Here is a 17,292-nt window from a genome sequence, read left to right as displayed (position 1 = left end):
ATGAAACTTCATGAATCGCTGGCGCAGAACCACTCCATCCGCCTGCAGGCGGAAGCGGAAACCTGGCAGGAGGCGGTAAAAATCGGCGTCGATCTGCTGGTGGCCGCCGACGTCGTGGAACCGCGCTATTACCAGGCCATTCTCGACGGCGTGGCCGAGCACGGCCCCTATTTTGTGATTGCCCCCGGGCTGGCGATGCCGCACGGGCGGCCGGAAGAGGGCGTCAGGAAAACCGGGTTTGCGCTGGTGACCCTGAAAAAACCGCTGATTTTCAACCACGAAGATAATGACCCGGTCGACATTCTGATCACCATGGCGGCGGTTGACGCCACCACTCACCAGGAGGTGGGGATTATGCAGATCGTTAATCTGTTTGATGATGAAGCCAATTTCGACCGTTTACGCGCCTGCCGCAGCGAGCAGGAAGTGCTGGATTTAATTAAAAACGCCACCGCGGCGGCTGTTTAAAAGGAACACTATCATGTCATTACCTATGTTACAGGTCGCACTGGACAACCAAACGCTGGCCAGCGCCTACGAGACCACCCGCCTGATCGCCGAAGAGGTGGATATCATTGAAGTCGGCACCATCCTTTGCGTCGGGGAAGGGGTGCGTGCGGTGCGCGATCTGAAAGCGCTGTACCCGCATAAAATTGTGCTGGCGGACGCCAAAATCGCCGACGCCGGCAAGATTCTGTCGCGGATGTGCTTTGAAGCCAACGCCGACTGGGTCACGGTGATCTGCTGCGCCGATATCAATACCGCCAAAGGGGCGCTGGATGTCGCCAAAGAGTTCAACGGCGACGTTCAGATCGAGCTAACCGGCTTCTGGACCTGGGAGCAGACGCAGGCATGGCGCGAGGCGGGCATCCAGCAGGTGGTCTATCACCGCAGCCGCGACGCGCAGGCGGCGGGCGTGGCGTGGAGCGAGGCGGATATCAGCGCAATTAAGCGTCTGTCCGATATGGGCTTCAAAGTGACCGTCACCGGCGGCCTGGCGCTGGAGGACCTGCCGCTGTTCGCTGGCATCCCCATCCACGTCTTTATTGCCGGGCGCAGCATCCGCGATGCCGCTTCGCCGGTGGAAGCGGCGCGCCAGTTTAAACGCTCTATCGCCCAGCTGTGGGGTTAAGGAGCGGCTATGTTGGCGAAACAAATTCCGCTCGGCATCTATGAAAAAGCGCTCCCCGCCGGGGAGTGCTGGCTGGAGCGGCTAAAGCTGGCGAAAGCGCTGGGCTTTGATTTCGTTGAGATGTCTCTCGATGAAACGGACGCCCGCCTTGCGCGGCTGGACTGGAGCCCGGAGCAGCGTCTGGCGCTGGTCAAGGCGGTGGCTGAAACCGGCGTCCGGGTGCCGTCGATGTGCCTTAGCGCCCATCGCCGTTTTCCGCTGGGTAGTGAAGACGACGCGGTGCGGCATCAGGGGCTGGAGATCATGCGTAAAGCCATCCGCCTGGCGCAGGATGTGGGGATTCGGGTGATCCAGCTGGCAGGCTACGACGTCTATTACCAGCAGGCGAACGATGAGACGCGCCGCCGCTTTCGCGACGGCCTGAAACAGAGCGTCGAGATGGCCAGCCGAGCCCAGGTAACCCTGGCGATGGAGATCATGGACTACCCGCTGATGAACTCGATCAGTAAAGCGCTGGGCTATGCCCATTACCTGAATAATCCGTGGTTCCAGCTTTACCCGGATATCGGCAATCTGTCGGCGTGGGATAACGACGTCCAGATGGAGCTGAAGGCGGGGAGCGGGCATATCGTGGCGGTACACGTCAAAGACACGAAGCCCGGCGTCTTTAAAAACGTGCCGTTCGGCGAAGGGGTGGTCGATTTTGAACGCTGCTTCGCAACCCTCAAGCAGACCGGCTACTGCGGCCCGTACCTGATTGAGATGTGGAGCGAAACCAGCGCTGACCCGCTGGCGGAGGTGGCGAAGGCGCGCGACTGGGTGAAAGCGCGGATGGCCCGCGCCGGGCTGATGGAGGCGGCGTAATGCAACAACTGAAACAGCAGGTGTTCGAGGCCAATATGGATCTGCCGCGCTACGGCCTGGTGACCTTCACCTGGGGCAATGTCAGCGCGATTGACCGGCAGCGCGGGCTGGTGGCGATCAAACCCAGCGGCGTGGCCTACGACGCCATGACCGTCGATGACATGACGGTGGTCGATCTACAGGGCAACGTGGTGGAAGGACGCTGGCGTCCCTCCTCTGATACCGCTACCCATCTGGCACTCTATCGCCGTTATCCCGGCCTTGGCGGAGTGGTGCATACCCACTCGACGCACGCTACCGCCTGGGCGCAGGCGGGGCTGGCGATCCCGGCGCTCGGCACCACTCATGCGGACTACTTCTTCGGCGATATCCCTTGCACCCGGGCGCTTAGCGCGCAGGAGGTGGATGAGGCCTACGAGCTGAACACCGGAAAGGTGATTATCGAAACGCTGGGTGAGGCAAACCCGTTGCATACGCCGGGGATCGTCGTCTATCAGCACGGGCCATTCTCCTGGGGGAAAGACGCCCACGAGGCGGTGCACAACGCGGTAGTGATGGAAGAGGTGGCGCGCATGGCGTGGATTGCCCGCGGCATTAATCCGCAGCTGCAGCCGATTGACAGCTGGCTGATGGAAAAACATTTTCTGCGTAAGCACGGGCCGAACGCCTACTACGGGCAGAAGTAAACGACGCGCTCCGGGGCTTTCACCCCTCACGGTGAAGCAACTGGTCTGGCCCCGGGGCCGTTTTTAATCCTGACGATAGGCCGACGGCATCACGCGCATGCCGATGAGCGTGACCACGCAAATTATCGCCCCGGCGTAAAACGTCGAGGCGGCGCCGAAGGTTTCCCACAGTACCCCCGCGCCGGTGCTGGCCAGCAGCAGAGCCAGGCCACTCATCAGATTAAACATACCGAACGCCGTGCCGCGTAGCTCCGGTGGCGCCGTATGGGCGACCATCGCCGCCAGCAGGCCCTGGGTCATTCCCATATGAATCCCCCACAGCGCGACGCCGATCAGCAGCGTGCTCCAGTGGCCGCTGAGCGCCAGCACGATATCGGCGAGGATCAGCACCAGCAGCCCCCACTGCAGCAGTTTGCTGTGGCTCATGCTGTCTGAGAGTTTACCGAACGGGTAAGCCGTGAGGCTGTAGACCAGGTTCATCGCCACCATCACCAGCGGGATGGTATAGAGCGGGATCTCCATCTGCTGGGCGCGCAGCACCAGAAAGGCTTCGCTGAAGCGGGCGAGGGTGAAAATGCTGCCGATCGCGACCACCCACCAGTAGGCGGCGGAGAGCTTTTTCAGGTTTTCGCGCTTCAGCGGATTGCTGCGTTTGTGCGCGATGGCGGATTTTGGCTCCTGTAGGCCGAATCCGAGCAGGAGAATGGAGAGCACGGCGGGAATGACCGCCACCCAGAAAATAGCGTGAAAATCGTTGGCCCAGATAAACATCAGCAGCACCGCCAGCAGCGGGCCGAGAAAGGCGCCGACGGTATCCAGCGCCTGGCGTAGTCCGTAGGCGGCGCCGCGGATCTCCGGCGGGGTGACGTCGGCGACCAGCGCATCGCGCGGCGCGCCGCGAATACCTTTGCCTACGCGGTCAATCATGCGGGCGCTAAACACCACCCCGGCGGTAGGGGCGATGGCAAACAGCGGCTTGCTGAGCGCGCCCAGGCCGTAGCCCAGCAGCGCCAGTCCTTTACGCTTGCCGACATAGTCGCTGATCGCGCCGGAGAAGACCTTCAGGATCAGGGCGGTGGCTTCCGCCAGTCCCTCGATAAGACCGATAATTATCACGCTGGCGCCGAGGGTAGTGGCCATAAACAGCGGTAAGAGGCTGTGGATCATCTCGGAGGAGACATCCATCAGCAGGCTGACGCCGCCGAGTACCCAAACGCCTTTGGGGATACGGCCTAAGGTGGCGAAACGCGGAACCATCAATCACTCCTGATTATCAAATGGCGAGTGGCTGATTAAATCAGGTTGCGATGACGCTGGTAAGTCGGTTTGTAAAATAATTCTCAATTGCGTTTAGGTGAGGGTTTCGCTTCGCCCCTCGCGAGGAGAGGCGAAGAATGGGCCCGGCGTTAGCGGTATATCACCGCGCTGGCGCGAAGCGGGCCGTTGGTTTCTGGTTCATGCATCAGGATGGGCTGGAAGTATTTCGCCCCCTGCGCATCGCTCAGCTGGCTAAGGGCCTGTTCAGCCTCGTGCTCAGTGGCCATATTATGATTGATATAGATAACGCCGAGGCTCTGCACGTCGTCCATGTTGCGGGCCTGTCGTTCGGTGATTTGGATAGCTGCCAGCGCGTTGGCGCTGAAGAAAAGCGCAGCCATCATGGCGATGATTTTCAGTTTCATATACTACGCTCCTGACTGACAGTCCTGACGCTGACTCGGGGGCTCTCCTGTGGTCGTTGGGCTTTGATATAAGTGTAATCGCTGCGCGTTCGTCGCATGGCGACCTTTTCTGATGCAGTTGTTCAAAAAAATGCCGCTTCCTTTGCTGGTTAATTTTAAATCACCCACTTAGCGCAACTTGACGCATAGTGCGAATTATTTGTGCAAATGCGCTTGTGTTCCTGGGGGGCCGCCATTAGAATGACGCGTCAATTTTTCAGCCGCCCTTTAACACGTTCCTTGCCTCCATGGGCCGCGGCTGACCCAGACAGGAGGCTGAATAATCCGTAAGGAGCAATTCGATGCGTCATTACGAAATCGTTTTTATGGTCCATCCTGACCAGAGCGAACAGGTTCCGGGCATGATCGAACGTTACACTGGTGCAATCACTGCAGCAGCAGGTACGATCCACCGTCTGGAAGACTGGGGCCGCCGTCAGCTGGCTTATCCGATCAACAAACTGCACAAAGCTCACTACGTTCTGATGAACGTTGAAGCGCCGCAGGAAGCGATCGATGAGCTGGAAACTAACTTCCGCTTCAACGACGCCGTTATCCGCAGCATGGTAATGCGTACTAAGCACGCTGTTACCGAAGCATCTCCGATGGTTAAAGCGAAAGACGAGCGCCGTGAGCGTCGCGAAGATTTCGCCAACGAAACCGCAGATGATTCTGAAGCTGGGGATTCTGAAGAGTAATCCTGATGACCAACCGTCTGGAGCTGTCCGGCATTATTTGCAGGACTCCACTTCGTAAGGTCAGCCCGTCAGGAATTCCTCACTGCCAGTTCGTGCTTGAGCATCGTTCAGTGCAGGAGGAAGCCGGTTTTCACCGGCAGGCATGGTGTCAGATGCCCGTTATTATTAGCGGTCACGAGAACCAGGCCATTACTCACAGTATAACGGTCGGTAGCGCAGTAACCGTTCGAGGGTTCATCTCTTGCCATAAGGCAAAGAACGGCTTGAGCAAAATGGTTCTGCATGCCGAGCAGATTGAATTGATAGATTCTGGAGACTAGCCATATGGCACGTTATTTCCGTCGTCGCAAGTTCTGCCGTTTCACCGCGGAAGGCGTTCAAGAGATCGACTATAAAGATATCGCTACGCTGAAAAACTACATCACCGAAAGCGGTAAGATTGTCCCGAGCCGTATCACCGGTACCCGTGCAAAATATCAGCGTCAGCTGGCACGCGCTATCAAACGCGCTCGCTACCTGTCCCTGCTGCCGTACACTGATCGTCATCAGTAATCGGTCACGGTCCATTAATACGACTTTGAGAGGATAAGGTAATGCAAGTTATTCTGCTTGATAAAGTAGCAAACCTGGGTAGCCTGGGTGATCAGGTTAACGTTAAAGCGGGCTATGCTCGTAACTTCCTGGTCCCGCAGGGTAAAGCTGTTCCTGCTACCAAGAAAAACGTTGAATTCTTCGAAGCGCGTCGCGCTGAACTGGAAGCCAAACTGGCTGACGTTCTGGCAGCTGCTGAAGCTCGTGCTGCGCAGATCAACGCCCTGGAATCCGTAACCATCGCGTCTAAAGCTGGCGACGAAGGTAAACTGTTCGGTTCCATCGGTACTCGCGACATCGCTGACGCTGTCACTGCAGCAGGCGTTAAAGTTGCTAAGAGCGAAGTTCGCCTGCCGAACGGCGTTCTGCGTAACGTTGGCGAGCACGAAGTGGACTTCCAGGTTCACAGCGAAGTATTCGCTAAAGTTATCATCAACGTGGTTGCTGAGTAATCGGCATCTGACGTTCTGGTAACAACAAACCGCCGGCCTTGTGCCGGCGTTTTGCTTTCCAGAGCCCTTCATTTTGCGGCGGCGTAACGCTCGCTGTCGTCTTCTCTGCTAGCGCGCACGCACAAAACTGCCATTCGACTGGCGGGTAAACAGCACCTGCTGACCATTGCCGGTATCAATAGTGAGCCCGGTGACCACGCCGTTGGCGTTCTGCCGAATCTGCACCGTCTGTCCGCTCTGCAACGTGCTTAATGGTTTACCAGCGCCTTCAACCTGCGCCATGGCGTAGACGTCGGTGGCCGGCAGCCCATGATCGCGGAACAGCTGGGCCAGGGTTTTGCCCGACTCGATGCGATAGGTTCGCCACTGTTGCTCAATGCCCGGCGCGGACTGCTGCGATGAGGATTGATAGGGCTGGGAGGCAGCGGGCTGTTGCGTTTGCGCCTGGTCCGGTTGCTCATCCTGAATCGGCTCCGGGGCGACCGGTGCCATCTGGTCGGCATCGCTCACGGTAGGCGTATTGGTGATCGGCGGCAGGGGAACGGCCTGATTGCCGCCAGCTTGCGGCTGGGACTGCGACTGCAGATTCAGATTTGCTTCACGGCTGGTGGTCGCCGGGTTTTGGCTATCGTCAGAGGGAAGCAGAATGCCGATGATAACCAACAGGAAGCCAGCGATAATTCCCCGGCGGTGCATCGGGGGCAGTGGGTCCAGGAGGCGAAAATGATCCGGGGCGTGCCAGATTTTCGCCAGGGTAGATGTCAGTTCAAAGCGCCCGGGCATGGCTTTCCTCCTGCTCCGCATATTTTTATCCTGCATATGAGTATAGATGGCTAACGTCCTGATGACCGGAACAAAGTGAAGTTAACCTGATGCCGCCTATTGTTTCTTTTTCGCTGAGATTTGTCATCATCCGCCGACAAAGTTTTACCCATTTCGCTATGGCTGTTATGCTTCCGGACGCTTTTCTCTTGATGTTTATCACCCAAAAAAGGAACAAAGATGGCAACCCCAACTTTTGACACTATCGAAGCGCAGGCAAGTTACGGTATCGGCTTGCAGGTTGGACAACAGCTGAGCGAATCCGGCCTGCAGGGGCTGCTGCCGGAAGCGTTGGTGGCGGGTATCGCCGATGCGCTGGAAGGTAACCAGCCGCAGGTGCCGGTAGAAGCCGTCCACCGTGCGCTGCGTGAAATCCACGAGCGCGCCGACGCCGTGCGTCGCGAGCGTTTCCAGGCGATGGCCGCTGACGGCCAGAAGTACCTTGATGAAAACCGCGAGAAAGAGGGTGTGAACAGCACCGAGTCCGGCCTGCAGTTCCGCGTGCTGACCCAGGGCGAAGGCCCGATCCCGGCCCGTACCGACCGCGTACGCGTGCACTACACCGGCAAACTGATCGACGGCACCGTCTTCGACAGCTCCGTCGCCCGCGGCGAACCGGCAGAGTTCCCGGTGACCGGCGTAATCGGCGGCTGGATTGAAGCGCTGACCCTGATGCCGGTAGGTTCCAAATGGGAACTGACCATCCCGCACAACCTGGCCTACGGCGAGCGCGGCGCTGGCGCGTCGATCCCTCCGTTCAGCACCCTGATCTTCGAAGTTGAACTGCTGGATATTATCTAAACAGCAGAGGCTTCCTCTTCCCCAGCGGCGGGGGAAGCCACAAAAATAGCGTAAAATCCTTAAGTTAAAAATTAATTGGAATTATGTTTTGCATTCATCGCATATGGGTGTATTTTTGTGAGCTATTTCGCGTTAGATGAGTGATATAACACTCACTTTAAACATAAAATTAACATTATATCTAAATCATAGTATTCATCCCTCCGATTCTTACCTAATATCGACTAGCCCTTGCTGGGGTTAATGACAGACGACAGGCCATCAGAGCCTGAACAACACAGACAGGTACAACAGGAAGAAATCACATGGTAGATCAGGTTAAAGTCGCTGCTATCGAGCAGGAGCCGACTGAACAATCGCTACGGCGAAATCTCACAAACCGACATATTCAGCTGATTGCAATTGGCGGGGCGATCGGCACTGGATTATTTATGGGTTCTGGCAAAACCATCAGCCTTGCCGGGCCATCCATTATTTTTGTTTATATGATTATCGGTTTTATGCTGTTTTTCGTTATGCGAGCCATGGGCGAATTACTGCTGTCGAACCTCGAATATAAATCCTTCAGCGACTTCGCGGCCGATCTGCTGGGCCCCTGGGCGGGCTACTTTACCGGCTGGACCTATTGGTTCTGCTGGGTGGTGACGGGGATGGCGGACGTGGTGGCGATCACCGCCTACGCGCAGTTCTGGTTTCCCGGACTCTCCGACTGGGTCGCGTCGCTGGCGGTGATCCTGCTGCTGCTGGGCCTGAACCTTGCCACCGTCAAAATGTTTGGCGAAATGGAGTTCTGGTTCGCGATGATCAAAATCGTCGCCATCGTGGCGCTGATCGTGGTCGGCCTGGTGATGGTCATGATGCATTTTAAATCGCCGACCGGCGTCGAAGCCTCTTTCGCGCATCTGTGGAATGACGGCGGCTGGTTCCCTAAAGGGCTGAGCGGCTTCTTCGCCGGCTTCCAGATTGCGGTATTCGCCTTCGTGGGGATTGAGCTGGTCGGTACCACTGCGGCTGAGACCAAAGACCCGGAAAAATCCCTGCCGCGGGCGATTAACTCCATCCCGCTGCGTATCATTATGTTCTACGTCTTCGCATTGATTGTGATTATGTCGGTGACGCCGTGGAGCTCCGTGGTGCCGAGCAAGAGCCCGTTCGTTGAGCTGTTCGTGCTGGTCGGTCTGCCGGCGGCGGCGAGCCTGATTAACTTCGTGGTGCTGACTTCCGCAGCCTCCTCAGCCAACAGCGGCGTCTTCTCCACCAGCCGTATGTTGTTCGGTCTGGCGCAGGATGGTCAGGCGCCGAAGATGTTCGCCAAGCTGTCGAAGCGTGCGGTGCCGGCGAAGGGCTTAACCTTCTCCTGCATGTGCCTGCTGGGCGGTGTGGTGATGCTGATGGTCAACCCGAGCGTGATCGCCGCGTTCACCATGATCACCACGGTGTCGGCGATCCTGTTCATGTTCGTCTGGACGATTATCCTTTGCTCTTACCTGGTCTATCGTAAAAAGCGTCCGCAGCTGCACGAGAAGTCCAAGTATAAGATGCCGCTGGGCAAATTAATGTGCTGGGTGTGCATGGCCTTCTTCGTCTTCGTACTGGTGCTGTTGACCCTCGAAGATGATACCCGTGAAGCGCTGATGGTCACCCCGCTGTGGTTTGTTCTGCTGGGTGCGGGCTGGCTGTTTGCCGGCAAAAAACGTCTGGCGAAATAAACGAAAATTTTAACGTTGCTTGCAACGGATCGTCATAAAAAAGGCCACTCAAAGTGGCCAAATAAGACGGACAATGTCGAGGGCGCCTGCGGGCGCCTTTTTCTTTACTTACCGGCGAGCGCACGCGGGAACAGCACGTTATTTTCCAGACTGATGTGCTCCATCAGATCGTCGATCATCTCGTTGATACCGTTATACATTGCCTTCCAGGTGGTGCAGGCTTCCGGCGGCGGCGTCACGTTATGGGTGATATGTTTGATTACCTCGAGCAGTTCGCCCGCTTCATCATGCTCGCTTTCCATTACGCCGATCGGGCCCCCGGCCTGGGCGCCCATCCCCTGTTTGATCATCGGAAACAGGATCTGCTCCTCTTTCATCATGTGGCTGGAGAGCTCCTGCTGCAGCATGGTCAGGTACTTCGTCAGCCCTTTCGGCACATTCGGTTTATCGGCGTGGACCCGTTCAACCTTGGTGGCTTGCAGGATCAGCTCCGGCAGCTGTTCGCGGTGCCGGTCATGATAGCGAACGATGATACGGTCGATGATCTCCGCCAGAGGCGCCGCGCGCCAGTCGCGGGTGATAGGCTCCCCGGCCAGTTTCTCCAGCTCGGCCTCAATCACCGCGACATCCAGCGCTTTGCGCGATGCGGCGCGCGCCAGCGTCTGTTTGCCGCCGCAGCAGTAATCCATATCGTATTGACGGAACAGGGCGGAGGCGCGCGGGATGGTCAGCGCCAGCTCGCCTAAAGGTTGGTCACGGAAAGCCATAGCAGTTACCTCGTCATCAGGAATATAAGATGTATTTTAAATGCATCTTTTTGGCGAGGGAATACCCCTTAATAGGGCCCGGCTACTTTTTTTCGTTCGTCAGCGGTTGCAACGTTGGTTTTTCCGGCCTGGCGCGGACGGCGGAGACCACGCCGAGCACCAGCAGCAGGATACCGCTCAGGGTCAGCAGCGGCGGTAAACTTTGCCGCAACAGAAAGGTATACAGAAGCCCGGCCAGGGTTTCGAAAACGATAAGCGGCCCGAGGATCACCGTCGGTAATCGTTGACTGGCAATATTCCAGCACAGCGCGCCGACCCATGAGCAGAGCACCGCGATGGCCAGCATCAGCGTAATAAACACCGCCGGGCGCGGGCCGAAGGGCAGGGGGAACCCGGCCTGCTGACCGTGCAGCCAGGCGCAGGCGGCGAGATAGCCGGCCAGCGAAACCGGAAGCGTCACCAGCGCCTGAGCGGTAGCCCACATCATCGGCGGTTGATGCGGGTTCTCCCGAAGCCAGCGGGCGTTGCGCAGGGCATACCAGGCCCAGCAGACCACCGACCCCAGCGCCAGCGCAATGCCGGAGCCGTAGCGCCACGGGCTAAAATCAGGCAGCCCCTGGCGCAGTTCCGCGACGTTAACGCAGATCAGGCCGACGGCGATGCAGACCAGCGCCGGAAACAAGCGCCGCCATGGCAGCTTTCCGTCGCGCTGGCTGTAAAGCAGATTGGCGAAGACCGGCAATACCACCGGCAGCGTGCCGATAATCATGGTGGAGACCGGCGCCCCGGTACGCTGAATGGCGCTGGCCAGGCAGACGTAATAGATAAGATTTCCCATCATCGTCAGACCCAGCGCGGTCCACCAGTCGTTCCGGCTCAGCTGGCGCAAACGCGCGCGCCCGAGCCATGCCAGCGGCAGGGCGATCAGACCCAGCGCCAGATAGCGTCCCATCGACTGCAGCATCGCCGGATACTCTGGCACCAGCAAAGGCCCGACGAAAATTAAACCCCACATCAGCCCCGCCAGCAGGGCGTACAACACACCACTAATCATCATTGCATCCATTGTCATCACTGTTGTCTGCAGTGTAGAAGGAGGCCGGGCGGGAATATTGTATGAGATTGCGCATCAGCGCCTGGCGACCTGCTTCTGATAGCGTACCGGCGTAATGCCGTAACGCTGGGTGAAGGTGCGGGTCAGGTGAGACTGGTCGGTGAGGCCGACGGCTATCGCCACTTCGGCGGCGGGCATGCCGTGGGTGAGAAACGCTTTGGCGCGCCACAGGCGGATGGCCATCAGCATCTGATGGGGCGTTACGTGATAGTGGGCTTTAAACTGGCGCTGAAAGTGGTACGGGCTCAGCGCCGCCACCTGCGCCAGCTCGTCGAGGGTGATGGGGCGCATATAGTTATCATGCAGGTAGTCGCGCACGCGGTCGAAGCGATGCCCGGCCTCACCCTGCGCCGAGGCATGGTGGGCCAGAGGGCGAAAGGCGTCGATGAGGTCGAGCAGCATTCCCTGCTGGGCCAGCGCATCTTCGCTGTGCCACAGACCGTAAATCAGCTGGCCAATCCGCCGGGACCGCAGGGGATCCTCGCGGACCACCTCGCTGAACCACCAGTCGCGCACCCCGGTGATGGCTTCCAGACGGTCGGGCTCCAGATAAATCATCCGGTAGCGCCAGCCGTCGGCGGTTTCCGCTTCGCCGGTGTGCAGCTCGTCGGGATTCATGGTGACAATGGCATTGGCGGCGGCGATGTGCTGACTGCCGCGGTAGCGAAAGCGCTCGGCGCCCTGCTCAATCACGCCAATGCCGAAAGCTTCGTGGGTATGGGGTTCAAAGGCGTATCGGGAGATATGGGCGTGGTAAAGCTCTACCCCGGGCAGCTGTTCGAGATGGCGAAAGCGCGCGCGATCTTTTTCATCACTAAATTGGGGTGGTACGCCCTGCATGCCTGCCTCCCGACGATTAATCTCTTCAATATGAGAGAGGAACCGCCGGGACGCAACCGCAAAAGCTGAGAGGGGCGGTTACAGAATGCCTTTCACGCTTTCGGCAAGGGAGGTGGTCGGACGGCCGATCAACGTACTCAGGGTGCGGCTGTCGTCAAACAGCCCGCCTTTCGAGGCGCCGACGTCGGAGTCTGCCAGCATATCGGCCAGACCCGCCGGCAGGCCGACGCTTTTCAGCGCGGCGGCGAAGTCGGCTTCGCTGAGATTTTGGTAGACCACGTTTTTACCGCTTTGCTTGCTCAGCTCAGCAGCCAGGTCGCTCAGCGTCCAGGCGTTATCACCCGCCAGTTCATAAACTTTCCCTGCATGGCCTTCACCGGCGATAACGCGGGCGGCCGCGGCGGCATAATCTGCGCGGGTAGCGGAGGCAATTTTACCTTCGCCGGCGGCGCCGATAAACACGCCGTGCTCCAGCGCCGGCGGCGCGCTGGCCAGATAGTTTTCAGTATACCAGCCGTTACGCAGCAGGGCGTAAGCGATACCCGAGTCGGCCAGCATCTGCTCAGTTGCAATATGCTCTGCGGCCAGGCCCAGCGGCGAAGTGTCGGCGTGCAGCAGGCTGGTGTAGGCGATGAACTTCACCCCAGCGGCTTTGGCGGCGTTGATGACGTTGCGGTGCTGTACGGCGCGCTGGCCGACTTCGCTGGAGGAGATTAACAGCAGTTTATCCACGCCCTGCAGCGCGGCGGTCAGCGCCGCTTCGTCGCTATAGTCGGCCTGGCGGACGACAACGCCCTGCTGGCTGAGAGTCTGGGCTTTGGCCGGGTTGCGGACAATCGCCACAATCTGGCCGGCAGGGACGGTTTTAAGCAGGTCTTGCAGAACGTAGTGGCCAAGCTGGCCGGTGGCACCGGTAAGAGCGATCATTAGTCTTCTCCTTCGTGTTTAGTGGCAGTTGTGGTAAGCTAACACCTTAACTAACTTTTAGTAAGTACGTACAAAAAGGTAAGTGTGAAAATGGCCGAACCGACGCTGAGCGAGAAACTGCGCAATGGCAATTTGTTTGCGGAACAGTGCCCGTCGCGCGATGTGCTTAAACATGTCACCAGCCGCTGGGGCGTGTTGATTCTGGTGGCGCTGCGCGAAGGAACCCATCGCTTCAGCGATCTGCGGCGCAAAATGGGCGGGGTCAGCGAAAAGATGCTGGCGCAGTCGCTGCAGGCCCTGGAGCAGGATGGTTTTATCGACCGCGTCTCTTATCCGGTGGTGCCGCCGCACGTTGAATATAGCCTGACGCCGCTCGGCCTGCAGGTGAGCGAGAAGGTGGCGGCCCTGGCGGACTGGATCGAGGTTAATCTGCCGGCGGTGCTGGCTAGCCACGAGGAGTGAAAATGTATCACTCCCTGTAGCCCCGGTAAGCGCAGCGCCACCGGGGAGATGTTCCCGGATAGCGGCTGGCGCCTTATCCGGGCTACCCGTCAGCTCCGGTTTGTAGCCCCGGTAAGCGCAGCGCCACCGGGGAGATATTCCCGGATAGCGGCTGGCGCCTTATCCGGGCTACCCGTCAGCTCCGGTTTGTAGCCCCGGTAAGCGCAGCGCCACCGGGGAACAGGGATTACTGACTCAAATCCAGCTGATAAATGGCGAAGCCGATATCATCGGTGGTCACCTGGCGCATCGGATATTGGGCTTTCTCTTTGATAAACGCCGCGGCTTTGTCGCCAGGCGAGGTCTCAAAACGAATATCCAGCGGCGTCTTACTGTGGATCGGCGCCAGACGCCAGTTGTTATCCGCCGCCGGATGGATCGCGCCATCCTTCTTCGATTGCGCGCCAATCCACGCCGCCAGCACTGAACGGTTTTCATCCGGTGAGGCGAAGGCGATATGGCTTTCGCCGGTGCCAGCGAATTTACCGCCGTACGCGCGATAGTTATTGGTGGCGACCAGGAAAGTGGCCTGCGGATCGACCGGTTTGCCGTTGAAGGTCAGGTGCTTAATACGCTCTGCCTGCGGATGGATCATCTGACATTCGCCGTCGTAGCGGGCCGGCTGAGTGACGTCGATCTGGTAGTTCACCCCGTCAATCACGTCGAAATTATAGGTGCGGAAGCCGTCCCAGTTGATCAGCGACTGCGGCTTGCTGCTGGTCGGGTCAATCTGGTTAAACTGCCCGGCGGAGCACTCCAGCCACTCCTTGACCTCCTTCCCGCTGACCTTCATCACCACCAGGGTGTTCGGGTAGAGATAGAGGTCGGCGGCGTTGCGGAAGGTAAGCTGGCCTTTTTCCACTTCCACGAAGCTCGCCGGATCGTTTTTACGCCCGCCGACTTTAAACGGCGCGGCAGCGGAGAGTACCGGTAGTTTCGCCAGATCCGGGTCGCCCTGAATGTAGTGTTCAACGTAGGCTTTCTGCGCCATGTTGACTACCTGCACCGTCGGGTCGTCCTGCACCAGCGCCAGATAGCTGTACATGTTGTCGGCGGACTTGCCGATCGGCTTACTGACGAACTCGCGAGTAGCGTCGTGATCGGCTTTCAGCACCGCCACCAGCTTACCGTCTTCGTCCGCCAGCGATTTCTTCGCCACCGCGTCGTAGATTGGCCGTGCTTCCGCTTTACTCTGAGTCACCTGCCATTTGCCGCTGTCGTTGTTCAGCACCAGATCGACCACCCCGAGATGATCGCCCCACATTCCCGGCATCACCGCCGGTACGCCGTTCAGCGTCCCTCTGGCGATATCCGCGCCTTTAATGTTGGCGAAGTCTTTGCCTGGGAATACCGCGTGGGCGTGGCCGAACATGATGGCGTCAACGCCGGGCACCTGGCTTAAGTAGTAGACTGAGTTCTCGGCCATCGCCTGATACGGGTCGGCGGAGAGGCCGGAGTGAGCGACCACTACCACCACATCAGCCCCTTTCGCCCGCATCTCCGGGATATATTTGCGCGCGGTTTCGGTAATGTCGTTGACCGTCACTTTGCCGCTAAGATTGGCTTTATCCCAGGTCATGATCTGCGGCGGCACAAAGCCGATATAGCCGATGCGCAGGGTGTGGGATTGACCTGCGCTGTCCTGAACCGGGGTATCCTTGATCAGGTACGGGGTGAACAGCGGTTTGCCGGTTTTGGCATCGATGATATTGGCGTTCACGTAGGGGAATTTCGCCCCGGCTAGCGCCTTGTGCAGGAAGTCGAGGCCGTAGTTGAATTCATGGTTGCCCAGGTTGCCGACGGCATAATTCAGGGTATTCATCGCCTTATACACCGGATGAACATCGCCCTCTTTCAGTCCCTTGGCGGCCATGTAGTCGCCCAGCGGGCTCCCCTGGATGACATCCCCGTTATCCACCAGTACGCTGTTTTTCGCTTCTGCCCGCGCCTGTTCAATCAGGGTGGCGGTACGCACCAGGCCGAATTTCTCCGTGGCGGCATCTTTGTAATAGTCAAAGTCCATCATATTGCTGTGCAGATCGGTGGTTTCCATGATCCGCAGGTCGACCGTTGCGGCGTTGACGCTGGCGGCGATCAGCGTGGCCAGGAGCGTTGCGCTAAACTTAATCATCAGAGGCGTCCTTTTTTATGAGCGATAGCACAGAAGAAAATGTATTTATATTCTGTTGCTTACAGAAATGTGAATCTTGCCAGAAAAGCGGGCAGAGAAACCGCCATCGTTATCACAGATAGCGGAACTTGCGGTGATGCGATATAAATAAAACAACAAGTTAACGCCACTGTAACCAGACGAGGTGGAGAATGTTAGAACAAGTATGTCAGCTTGCACGGAACGCGGGCGATGCCATCATGGAAGTTTACGATGGAAACCAGCCGATCAACGTCGCCAGCAAGAAAGATGATTCTCCGGTCACGGCGGCGGATATCGCGGCGCATAAAGTCATTGTCAGCGGCCTGCAGGCGCTGGATGCCACCATTCCCATTCTGTCGGAAGAGGACCCGCCGGCCTGGGAAGTGCGCCAGCACTGGCAGCGCTACTGGCTGGTCGACCCGTTGGACGGCACCAAAGAATTTATTAAGCGTAACGGCGAGTTCACCGTTAATATCGCGCTGATTGAAAACGGCAAGCCGACGCTGGGCGTGGTCTATGCGCCGGTGATGAAGGTGATGTACAGCGCGGAAAAAGGCAAAGCCTGGAAAGAAGAGTGCGGCGTGCGCAAGCAGATCCAGGTCCGCGATGCCCGTCCACCGCTGGTGGTGATCAGCCGCTCCCATGGCAACGATCCGGAGCTGCAGGAGTACCTTGAGCAGCTGGGCGAGCACCAGACCACTTCCATCGGCTCCTCGCTGAAGTTCTGCCTGGTGGCGGAAGGCCAGGCCCAGCTCTATCCGCGCTTCGGGCCGACCAGCACCTGGGACACCGCCGCCGGCCATGCCGTCGCGGTCGCCGCCGGGGCGCATGTTCACGACTGGCAGGGCAAAACCCTCGACTACACGCCGCGTGAATCCTTCCTCAATCCCGGCTTCCGGGTCTCTATTTATTAAGCAATTTATGCAGCAGGTCGATCACCTGCTGCACCTCTTGCTGAGTGAGCGCGCCGTCTTTGGCCCACTGGATGCGCCCGCTCTTATCCAGCACCACAATCGCCGAGCTCTTCTCGTCCAGCTGCCAGGCTTTTCGCACCAATCCATTGCTGTCGACGATAAATTGCGACCATGGGAAGAGCTTTTTATTGCTTTCGATACTGTTGCGCACAAACATACCGGTGCCCGGGATGGCATCGTCGGTATTGACGATGGTGGTGGTCTGATAGCGATCGTGCGGGAAGCCCGCCGCTTTAATCGCCTCGATCAGATTGGCATTTTTCTCTTTTGCTGACGAGCGTCCGGCGATGTGCTGGACGACGCGCACTTTTCCCGCCAGCTGCGAGCTATTCCAGTTTTTATAGCTAAACTTATCATTATCCAGAATTAATTCGCCCCGATCCGCGACGCCGACCGGCGCCACGCGCTGGCCATCGACAAAGTTATGCGCTGAGGCCAGCAGCGGCACGAGGAGTAACGAGGCGGCCAGTATGCTACGTAGGGTCATACGGTTTCCTTAATCATTTTTTGTGCAGGTGATCCGACCACTTGGTCTCGTTTA

General features: G+C 58.3%; 21 protein-coding genes. 12 read left to right on the top strand and 9 right to left on the bottom strand.

Going from position 1 to position 17,292, the window contains the following annotated elements; all coding sequences use genetic code 11:
• From ulaC to ACLEXF_RS20550, 4 genes are read left to right on the top strand one after another with little or no spacing between them, the layout of a single operon-like run.
• Complete coding sequence (gene ulaC / locus ACLEXF_RS20565; protein ID WP_023319570.1) at positions 1-468, top strand: PTS ascorbate transporter subunit IIA; 468 nt, start codon at positions 1-3, stop codon at positions 466-468.
• A gap of 13 nt (positions 469-481) precedes the next feature.
• Complete coding sequence (ulaD, locus tag ACLEXF_RS20560) at positions 482-1,132, top strand: 3-keto-L-gulonate-6-phosphate decarboxylase UlaD (protein WP_407259956.1); 651 nt, start codon at positions 482-484, stop codon at positions 1,130-1,132.
• 9 nt (positions 1,133-1,141) lie between these two features.
• On the top strand, positions 1,142-1,996 hold the full coding sequence (locus ACLEXF_RS20555) for an L-ribulose-5-phosphate 3-epimerase (protein WP_228355951.1): 855 nt from the start codon (positions 1,142-1,144) through the stop codon (positions 1,994-1,996).
• Positions 1,996-2,682, top strand: coding sequence for an L-ribulose-5-phosphate 4-epimerase (locus tag ACLEXF_RS20550; RefSeq protein WP_004206461.1), 687 nt, complete (start codon positions 1,996-1,998; stop codon positions 2,680-2,682). The genes ACLEXF_RS20555 and ACLEXF_RS20550 overlap by 1 nt, the downstream gene beginning before the upstream one ends.
• Positions 2,683-2,745: 63 nt before the next feature.
• Here ACLEXF_RS20550 and ACLEXF_RS20545 read toward each other — a convergent pair whose 3' ends face one another.
• Together ACLEXF_RS20545 and ACLEXF_RS20540 are read right to left on the bottom strand one after the other, a co-directional pair.
• A complete protein-coding gene (locus ACLEXF_RS20545) occupies positions 2,746-3,939 on the bottom strand; it encodes an MFS transporter (protein WP_004177693.1) in 1,194 nt (397 codons plus the stop codon).
• A gap of 149 nt (positions 3,940-4,088) precedes the next feature.
• Complete coding sequence (locus ACLEXF_RS20540) at positions 4,089-4,364, bottom strand: DUF1471 domain-containing protein (RefSeq protein ID WP_004206463.1); 276 nt, start codon at positions 4,362-4,364, stop codon at positions 4,089-4,091.
• A gap of 341 nt (positions 4,365-4,705) precedes the next feature.
• Between ACLEXF_RS20540 and rpsF the strand changes: the two genes are divergently transcribed.
• From rpsF to rplI, 4 genes are read left to right on the top strand one after another with little or no spacing between them, the layout of a single operon-like run.
• Positions 4,706-5,101, top strand: coding sequence for a 30S ribosomal protein S6 (gene rpsF, locus ACLEXF_RS20535; RefSeq protein WP_002885691.1), 396 nt, complete (start codon positions 4,706-4,708; stop codon positions 5,099-5,101).
• A 5-nt stretch (positions 5,102-5,106) separates the two neighbouring features.
• Entirely contained in the window at positions 5,107-5,421 is a 315-nt protein-coding gene (priB, locus tag ACLEXF_RS20530) for a primosomal replication protein N (RefSeq protein ID WP_002885722.1), read from the top strand.
• A gap of 4 nt (positions 5,422-5,425) precedes the next feature.
• Positions 5,426-5,653: a 30S ribosomal protein S18 gene (gene rpsR / locus ACLEXF_RS20525; protein WP_000135199.1), complete on the top strand. Its 228-nt coding sequence runs from the start codon at positions 5,426-5,428 to the stop codon at positions 5,651-5,653.
• Between the two features lie 41 nt (positions 5,654-5,694).
• Positions 5,695-6,144 (top strand): 50S ribosomal protein L9, encoded by a 450-nt coding sequence (gene rplI, locus ACLEXF_RS20520; protein ID WP_004206464.1) that lies wholly within the window; start codon positions 5,695-5,697, stop codon positions 6,142-6,144.
• Positions 6,145-6,252: 108 nt separating this feature from the next.
• On the opposite strand, the gene ACLEXF_RS20515 is transcribed toward rplI, so the two are convergent.
• Positions 6,253-6,927 (bottom strand): LysM-like peptidoglycan-binding domain-containing protein, encoded by a 675-nt coding sequence (locus ACLEXF_RS20515; RefSeq protein ID WP_023319573.1) that lies wholly within the window; start codon positions 6,925-6,927, stop codon positions 6,253-6,255.
• A gap of 219 nt (positions 6,928-7,146) precedes the next feature.
• Between ACLEXF_RS20515 and fklB the strand changes: the two genes are divergently transcribed.
• Both fklB and cycA read left to right on the top strand, forming a co-directional pair.
• Complete coding sequence (fklB, locus tag ACLEXF_RS20510; protein ID WP_002886687.1) at positions 7,147-7,767, top strand: FKBP-type peptidyl-prolyl cis-trans isomerase; 621 nt, start codon at positions 7,147-7,149, stop codon at positions 7,765-7,767.
• A 305-nt stretch (positions 7,768-8,072) separates the two neighbouring features.
• Complete coding sequence (gene cycA / locus ACLEXF_RS20505) at positions 8,073-9,476, top strand: D-serine/D-alanine/glycine transporter (protein WP_004206470.1); 1,404 nt, start codon at positions 8,073-8,075, stop codon at positions 9,474-9,476.
• Positions 9,477-9,580: 104 nt separating this feature from the next.
• Here the strand turns inward: cycA and ytfE are convergent, their stop codons facing one another.
• From ytfE to ACLEXF_RS20485, 4 genes are all read right to left on the bottom strand, one after another.
• Positions 9,581-10,243: an iron-sulfur cluster repair protein YtfE gene (gene ytfE, locus ACLEXF_RS20500; RefSeq protein WP_069734326.1), complete on the bottom strand. Its 663-nt coding sequence runs from the start codon at positions 10,241-10,243 to the stop codon at positions 9,581-9,583.
• 82 nt (positions 10,244-10,325) lie between these two features.
• A complete protein-coding gene (locus tag ACLEXF_RS20495; protein WP_004206472.1) occupies positions 10,326-11,297 on the bottom strand; it encodes a DMT family transporter in 972 nt (323 codons plus the stop codon).
• Between the two features lie 75 nt (positions 11,298-11,372).
• Positions 11,373-12,197, bottom strand: coding sequence for an AraC family transcriptional regulator (locus tag ACLEXF_RS20490; protein WP_048294052.1), 825 nt, complete (start codon positions 12,195-12,197; stop codon positions 11,373-11,375).
• A 78-nt stretch (positions 12,198-12,275) separates the two neighbouring features.
• On the bottom strand, positions 12,276-13,124 hold the full coding sequence (locus ACLEXF_RS20485) for an SDR family oxidoreductase (protein ID WP_048294053.1): 849 nt from the start codon (positions 13,122-13,124) through the stop codon (positions 12,276-12,278).
• Between the two features lie 90 nt (positions 13,125-13,214).
• Here ACLEXF_RS20485 and ACLEXF_RS20480 point away from each other — a divergent pair, with 90 nt between their 5' ends.
• Positions 13,215-13,586 (top strand): winged helix-turn-helix transcriptional regulator, encoded by a 372-nt coding sequence (locus ACLEXF_RS20480; RefSeq protein ID WP_004206475.1) that lies wholly within the window; start codon positions 13,215-13,217, stop codon positions 13,584-13,586.
• 226 nt (positions 13,587-13,812) lie between these two features.
• On the opposite strand, the gene cpdB is transcribed toward ACLEXF_RS20480, so the two are convergent.
• Entirely contained in the window at positions 13,813-15,756 is a 1,944-nt protein-coding gene (gene cpdB, locus ACLEXF_RS20475) for a 2',3'-cyclic-nucleotide 2'-phosphodiesterase (protein ID WP_343459658.1), read from the bottom strand.
• A gap of 191 nt (positions 15,757-15,947) precedes the next feature.
• Here cpdB and cysQ point away from each other — a divergent pair, with 191 nt between their 5' ends.
• On the top strand, positions 15,948-16,691 hold the full coding sequence (gene cysQ / locus ACLEXF_RS20470; RefSeq protein ID WP_017900585.1) for a 3'(2'),5'-bisphosphate nucleotidase CysQ: 744 nt from the start codon (positions 15,948-15,950) through the stop codon (positions 16,689-16,691).
• Here the strand turns inward: cysQ and ACLEXF_RS20465 are convergent.
• The gene (locus ACLEXF_RS20465; protein WP_004206478.1) at positions 16,681-17,238 is read right to left on the bottom strand and encodes a YtfJ family protein; all 558 of its coding nucleotides are present in this window, start codon (positions 17,236-17,238) and stop codon (positions 16,681-16,683) included. The genes cysQ and ACLEXF_RS20465 overlap by 11 nt on opposite strands.
• Between the last annotated feature and the right edge of the window lie 54 nt (positions 17,239-17,292).

Origin of the sequence: Klebsiella pneumoniae complex sp. WS1778, assembly GCF_049472055.1 — a bacterium.
In the GTDB taxonomy this organism is placed as follows: Bacteria; Pseudomonadota; Gammaproteobacteria; order Enterobacterales; family Enterobacteriaceae; genus Klebsiella; species Klebsiella quasipneumoniae.
The sequence above is the reverse complement of the archived record's forward strand: the minus strand, read 5'-3'. Positions and strand labels throughout refer to the sequence as shown.

Bases quoted from the DNA above. Each gene is read 5' to 3' on its own strand.
- ulaC (WP_023319570.1), top strand. From the start codon at position 1: ATGAAACTTCATGAATCGCTGGCGCAGAACCACTCCATCCGCCTGCAG.
- ulaD (WP_407259956.1), top strand. From the start codon at position 482: ATGTCATTACCTATGTTACAGGTCGCACTGGACAACCAAACGCTGGCC.
- ACLEXF_RS20555 (WP_228355951.1), top strand. From the start codon at position 1,142: ATGTTGGCGAAACAAATTCCGCTCGGCATCTATGAAAAAGCGCTCCCC.
- ACLEXF_RS20550 (WP_004206461.1), top strand. From the start codon at position 1,996: ATGCAACAACTGAAACAGCAGGTGTTCGAGGCCAATATGGATCTGCCG.
- ACLEXF_RS20545 (WP_004177693.1), bottom strand. From the start codon at position 3,939: ATGGTTCCGCGTTTCGCCACCTTAGGCCGTATCCCCAAAGGCGTTTGG.
- ACLEXF_RS20540 (WP_004206463.1), bottom strand. From the start codon at position 4,364: ATGAAACTGAAAATCATCGCCATGATGGCTGCGCTTTTCTTCAGCGCC.
- rpsF (WP_002885691.1), top strand. From the start codon at position 4,706: ATGCGTCATTACGAAATCGTTTTTATGGTCCATCCTGACCAGAGCGAA.
- priB (WP_002885722.1), top strand. From the start codon at position 5,107: ATGACCAACCGTCTGGAGCTGTCCGGCATTATTTGCAGGACTCCACTT.
- rpsR (WP_000135199.1), top strand. From the start codon at position 5,426: ATGGCACGTTATTTCCGTCGTCGCAAGTTCTGCCGTTTCACCGCGGAA.
- rplI (WP_004206464.1), top strand. From the start codon at position 5,695: ATGCAAGTTATTCTGCTTGATAAAGTAGCAAACCTGGGTAGCCTGGGT.
- ACLEXF_RS20515 (WP_023319573.1), bottom strand. From the start codon at position 6,927: ATGCCCGGGCGCTTTGAACTGACATCTACCCTGGCGAAAATCTGGCAC.
- fklB (WP_002886687.1), top strand. From the start codon at position 7,147: ATGGCAACCCCAACTTTTGACACTATCGAAGCGCAGGCAAGTTACGGT.
- cycA (WP_004206470.1), top strand. From the start codon at position 8,073: ATGGTAGATCAGGTTAAAGTCGCTGCTATCGAGCAGGAGCCGACTGAA.
- ytfE (WP_069734326.1), bottom strand. From the start codon at position 10,243: ATGGCTTTCCGTGACCAACCTTTAGGCGAGCTGGCGCTGACCATCCCG.
- ACLEXF_RS20495 (WP_004206472.1), bottom strand. From the start codon at position 11,297: ATGATTAGTGGTGTGTTGTACGCCCTGCTGGCGGGGCTGATGTGGGGT.
- ACLEXF_RS20490 (WP_048294052.1), bottom strand. From the start codon at position 12,197: ATGCAGGGCGTACCACCCCAATTTAGTGATGAAAAAGATCGCGCGCGC.
- ACLEXF_RS20485 (WP_048294053.1), bottom strand. From the start codon at position 13,124: ATGATCGCTCTTACCGGTGCCACCGGCCAGCTTGGCCACTACGTTCTG.
- ACLEXF_RS20480 (WP_004206475.1), top strand. From the start codon at position 13,215: ATGGCCGAACCGACGCTGAGCGAGAAACTGCGCAATGGCAATTTGTTT.
- cpdB (WP_343459658.1), bottom strand. From the start codon at position 15,756: ATGATTAAGTTTAGCGCAACGCTCCTGGCCACGCTGATCGCCGCCAGC.
- cysQ (WP_017900585.1), top strand. From the start codon at position 15,948: ATGTTAGAACAAGTATGTCAGCTTGCACGGAACGCGGGCGATGCCATC.
- ACLEXF_RS20465 (WP_004206478.1), bottom strand. From the start codon at position 17,238: ATGACCCTACGTAGCATACTGGCCGCCTCGTTACTCCTCGTGCCGCTG.